3 protein-coding genes and 1 pseudogene are annotated in these 4,973 nt (G+C 71.8%); 3 read left to right on the top strand and 1 reads right to left on the bottom strand.

Translation table 11 applies throughout. The features are described 5' to 3' along the window. Window positions 1–30: 30 nt before the first annotated feature. The 3 genes from ACRDP3_RS00400 to ACRDP3_RS00390 all read left to right on the top strand — a co-directional run bounded on the left by ACRDP3_RS00400 (window position 31) and on the right by ACRDP3_RS00390 (window position 4,790). Window positions 31–669, top strand: coding sequence for a GntR family transcriptional regulator (locus tag ACRDP3_RS00400; RefSeq protein WP_431514752.1), 639 nt, complete (start codon window positions 31–33; stop codon window positions 667–669). A gap of 405 nt (window positions 670–1,074) precedes the next feature. After that, window positions 1,075–3,741, top strand: a complete 2,667-nt coding sequence (gene aceE / locus ACRDP3_RS00395; RefSeq protein WP_431514751.1) for a pyruvate dehydrogenase (acetyl-transferring), homodimeric type — start codon at window positions 1,075–1,077, stop codon at window positions 3,739–3,741. Window positions 3,742–3,806: 65 nt separating this feature from the next. Then, window positions 3,807–4,790 carry a helix-turn-helix transcriptional regulator gene (locus ACRDP3_RS00390; protein WP_431514750.1) on the top strand — a complete coding sequence of 328 codons (984 nt, stop codon included), beginning with the start codon at window positions 3,807–3,809 and terminating at the stop codon, window positions 4,788–4,790. Here ACRDP3_RS00390 and ACRDP3_RS00385 read toward each other — a convergent pair. Further along, window positions 4,781–4,973, bottom strand: a pseudogene (locus ACRDP3_RS00385) (hypothetical protein); the annotation flags it as partial. The gene ACRDP3_RS00390 and the pseudogene ACRDP3_RS00385 sit on opposite strands and share 10 nt — an antisense overlap.

The raw sequence follows: 4,973 nt of genomic DNA, 5'->3' as shown, positions 1-4,973 counted from the left end.
CATCGTCCCCGCCCGAAGGAGCCCGCGCCGGTGACCTCGAGTCCCTCCCGCCCCGTCGTCCACTCACTCCGCGAGCAGATCCGCGAGCGCATCGTGGACGGCATCGTCAGCGGCCGGTGGCAGCCGGGCGAGCGGATCGTCGAGCGGCGGATCGCGGTCGAGCTCGAGGTCAGCCAGACGCCCGTACGGGAGGCGCTGCGCGAACTCGAAGCGCTGCGACTGATCGAGTCGGTGCCGAACAAGGGTGTACGCGTACGGGAATTGTCGGCCGCCGACCTCGAAGAGATCTATCCCGTACGCGCGGGCCTGGAACAGATCGCCGCCGAACTGGCCGCCCCCCACCTCGCCGAAGACGCCTCGGCCCTGGAACCCCACGTGACGGCGCTCTACGAAGCCGACCGCACCGGCGACGGCGAGGCCCAGGTCCGGCACACGGTCGCCTTCCACCGCGAACTGGTGAAGGCCGCCGGCAACAGCGTCCTGCTGCACACCTGGGAGTCGCTGGGCATCGAGGTGTGGACGGCGCTGTCCATCCGCTGGCTGGGCACGGTGCAGCAGTCCTACGCGGAGGAGCACGAGGCGGTCATGGAGGCGTTCCGCCGCCGCGACCCCCGTATCGCCGAACTGGTCAAGGCCCACGTACTGGGCTGCGCCCCCGCCGTGTCCTGACCCGCGCCTGCCCACGGAGGCGAGGCGCTGGGGCCGGAGGGGAGGGGTGGACGTACTGGGACACTCAAGCGTTATTTTCGGCCCGGCCTTGATGTCACGTCCCCCGCGACGTCACGGGGCCGGGCAGTAAATAATGCCGTCCCAGTACGGCCTGCCCCGGACCGCAGGTCCCAGCGCCGCCCCACACCCCGCCACCCACACCCACACCCGCCCGACACCCCGTGCCGACTTTCACGGCACGGAATGCCAATTTCGCGAGAAGCTTTGATCGATCATCGATCGCCGCGCTACAGTCCGAATGCGGGCGGCCCTGTCCTGCCCCTTCAGGGGCCCGCACCCACACCACCCACACCACCCAGTCCCCCACCCCCTCCCATCCCCCATCCCGTCCGGAAGGTGGCCACCATGCCCAGCGAGCTCGATCAGCTCCCGGACCGCGACCCGCAGGAGACCGCCGAGTGGCGGGAATCGCTGGACGCCGTCACCGCGCACGCGGGCCCCGACCGGGCCGCCTACCTGATGCGCAGCACCCTCGACCACGCCCAGCACCCCACGCTGCGCCTGCTGGAGACGGACTACGTCAACACCATCCCGACCGCCGCCGAGCCGGACTTCCCCGGCGACCGTGCGATGGAGTCGCGGATCACCGCCTGGAACCGCTGGAACGCCGCCGCGATGGTCACCCGCGGCAGCCGCTACGGCCTCGGCGGGCACATCGCGACGTTCGCCTCCGCCGCGTGGCTGTACGAGACGGGCTTCCAGCACTTCTTCCGCGGCAAGGACGACGCCGCCTCCGGCGGTTCCGGCGACCAGCTCTACATCCAGGGCCACGCCTCCCCCGGCATCTACGCCCGCGCCTTCCTCGACGGCCGGCTCACCGAGCACGACCTGGACCACTTCCGCCAGGAGACCGGAGGCCAGGGCCTGCCCTCCTACCCGCACCCGCGGCGGCTGCCGTGGCTGTGGGAGTTCCCGACGGTCTCCATGGGCCTCGGCCCGATCTCGGCGATCTACCAGGCGCGCTTCAACCGCTATCTGACCCACCGCGGGATCAAGGACACCGCCTCCTCCCACGTGTGGGCCTTCCTCGGCGACGGCGAGATGGACGAGCCGGAGTCGACCGCGGCCCTCGCCCTCGCGGGGCGTGAGCAGCTCGACAACGTCACCTTCGTCATCAACTGCAACCTCCAGCGCCTCGACGGCCCGGTCCGCGCCAACTTCAAGATCGTGCAGGAGCTGGAGGCCCAGTTCCGGGCCGCCGGCTGGAACGTGATCAAGTCCCTGTGGGGCGCCGCCTGGGACGAACTGCTCCAGCTCGACACCACGGGCGCGCTGGTCAGGCGGCTCCGCGAGGTGCCGGACGCTCAGTTCCAGACGTACGCGACCCGCGATGTGGCCTACATCCGCGAGCACTTCTTCGGCGCCGACCCCGCCCTCACCGAGCTGGCCCGGCTGGTCTCCGACGACAAGATCGCCGCCTGCTTCCACACCTCGCGGGCCGGCCACGAGCCGCGAAAGGTGTACGCGGCGTACAAGGCGGCCGTCGAGCACAAGGGCGCGCCGACGGTGATCCTGGCGCAGACCGTGAAGGGCTGGACGCTGGGCTCGGGCTTCGAGTCCCGTAACGCCAACCACCAGATGAAGAAGCTGACCGGCAAGGAGTTCCGCGCGATGCGGGACCTGCTGGAGCTGCCGATCCCGGACAGCGCGCTGGAGGACGACCTCGTCCCGTACGCGCATCCGGGCCCGGACTCCCCCGAGGTGCGCTACCTCCAGGAGAGCCGTGCCGCCCTCGGCGGCCCCGCGCCCGCCCGCAAGGTGCACCCGGTGGGCCTGCCGGAGCCGGCGGCGAAGCCGTTCGACGCGCTGAAGAAGGGCTCCGGCAGCCAGGAGATCGCCACCACGATGGCCTTCGTCCGGCTGGTGAAGGACCTGATGAAGGAGAAGGAGACCGGCAAACGCTGGGTTCCGGTCGTGCCGGACGAGGCGCGCACCTTCGGGATGGAGTCGCTCTTCCCCTCGGCCGGGATCTACTCGCCGCTCGGCCAGAACTACGACCCGGTCGACCGTGACCAGCTCCTGTACTACAAGGAGGCGGAGAACGGCCAGATCCTCAACGAGGGCATCACGGAGGCCGGTTCGCTGGCCGACTTCACCGCGGCGGCCACGTCGTACGCGACGCACGGCGAGCCGATGATCCCCTTCTACATCTTCTACTCCATGTTCGGCTTCCAGCGCACCGGCGACCAGTTCTGGGCACTGGCCGACCAGTTGGGCCGCGGCTTCGTCATCGGCGCCACGGCGGGCCGTACGACGATGACCGGCGAGGGCCTTCAGCACGCGGACGGCCACTCGCCGCTGCTCGCCTCGACCAACCCGGCGGTCCTCACCTACGACCCGGCGTTCGCCTTCGAGGTCGGCGCCATCGTCAGGGACGGGCTGCGCCGGATGTACGGCCCGGACCCGGCGGCGAACGAGGACGTCTTCTACTACCTCACGGTCTACAACGAGCCGAAGGTGCAGCCGCCCATGCCGGCCGGCGAGGGCGTCGAGGAGGGCATCCTCAAGGGCCTCTACCGCTTCCAGGAGGGCACGGCGCCCGAGCCGGACTCCCCCCGCATCCAGCTGCTGGCGAGCGGCACGGCCATCCACTGGGCCCTGGAGGCGCAGCGGCTGCTGGCCGAGGAGTGGGAGGTGACGGCCGACGTGTGGTCGGCGCCGTCCTGGACCGAGCTGCGCCGGGACGCGCTGGAGTGCGACGCGGCGCAACTGCGGGGCGAGGACCGGGTTCCGTACGTGACGCGCGTACTGGCGGACGCTCCCGGTCCGGTGCTCGCGGTCAGCGACTGGATGCGGGCGGTCCCGGACCAGATCAGTCAGTGGGTGGAGCAGGACTGGTCCTCGCTGGGTACGGACGGCTTCGGCCTCTCCGACACCCGGGAGGCGACCCGCCGCCACTTCGGTGTGGACCCGCAGTCGGTCACCGTCGCGGCGCTGGCGCAGCTGGCGCGGCGTGGCGAGGTCAAGCGCGAGACGGTGCGCCGGGCGGCGGAGGCCTACGGGCTGGCCTGACGGATCTGACCGGCCTGATCCGCCCGATCCCTCCGGCTGTCACACCCTGGCGGCAGAATGCGGGCATGCGCGCGTCCCGGCTGATCAAGATGGTGCTGCTGCTGCAGTCCCGGCGTGCGATGACCGGTGCCGAGCTGGCGGCGGAGCTGGAGGTCTCGGAGCGGACGGTCACCCGTGACGTGCTGGCGCTGTCGGAGGCCGGGGTGCCGGTCTACGCGGACCGGGGGCGCAGCGGCGGCTACCGCCTGGTGGGTGGCTACCGCACCCGGCTGACCGGCATCGCGCGGGGCGAGGCGGAGGCGCTGTTCCTGTCCGGCGTGCCCTCCGCGCTGCGGGACATGGGCCTCGCGGACGCCGCTTCGGCGGCCCGGCTGAAGGTCTCGGCGGCGCTGCTACCCGAGCTGAGTGACGCGCAGCACAGTGCGGCGCAGCGGTTCCATCTGGACGCGCCGGGCTGGTGGCAGCCGTCGGAGACGCCGGCGCTGCTGCCGGCGCTGGCGGACGCGGTGTGGGCGGACCGCAGGGTCACGATGCGCTACCGGCGGCAAGGTGCCGAGGTGGAGCGGGAGCTGGAGCCGTACGGACTCGTGCTGAAGGCGGGCGTGTGGTATCTGGCGGCCCGGGTGGGTCCGGGCGGTGACCACCGCGTGTACCGGGTGGACCGTGTCACGGGAGTCGAGGAGACCGGCGAACGCTTCGTGCGGGACGAGGACTTCGACCTGTCCGGCTTCTGGGCGGAGCGGTCGGCGGCGTTCGCGCGGTCGATCCTGCGGGAGGAAGTGGTGCTGCGGCTGTCGGAGGCCGGTGCGCGGCGGTTGCGCCACGTCACGGACCGTGCGGCCGCGGACGAGGCGCTGGCGAAGGCCGAACCGGGGGCGGGGGCCTGGGCGACGGTTGTCCTGCCCGTGGAGTCGCTGGACGTGGCCTTCACCCAACTGCTCGCCCTCGGCCCGGAGTGCGAGGTGCTGGAGCCGCCCGCGCTCCGGGCCCGGTTCGGGGAGGCGGCGCGGCGCATGGCCGCGGTGTACGGACCGGACGGTCAGCGGTAACCGGTGACGTCCGCCGTCTTGCTCGCCTGGTCGACCTCGATCATGTAGCGCCAGGCGTCGGGTGCTGAACCGTCCGCGTCCGTGAAGCCGTACTCCTGCGCGAGACCGCCGCTGGACAGCGACTTCCCGTTGAACCGGGCCACGTCCGGGTCGGCCGCCAGCGCCGTCACCGCGCGCCCGACG

This window comes from Streptomyces sp., assembly GCF_050698815.1.
GTDB lineage: Bacteria > Actinomycetota > Actinomycetes > Streptomycetales > Streptomycetaceae > Streptomyces.
Note: the sequence above shows the minus strand (reverse complement) of the source record. Positions and strands in the feature narration are given on the sequence as shown.

Coding starts and splice junctions, on each gene's coding strand:
- aceE (WP_431514751.1), top strand. CDS start 1,075: ATGCCCAGCGAGCTCGATCAGCTCCCGGACCGCGACCCGCAGGAGACC.
- ACRDP3_RS00390 (WP_431514750.1), top strand. CDS start 3,807: ATGCGCGCGTCCCGGCTGATCAAGATGGTGCTGCTGCTGCAGTCCCGG.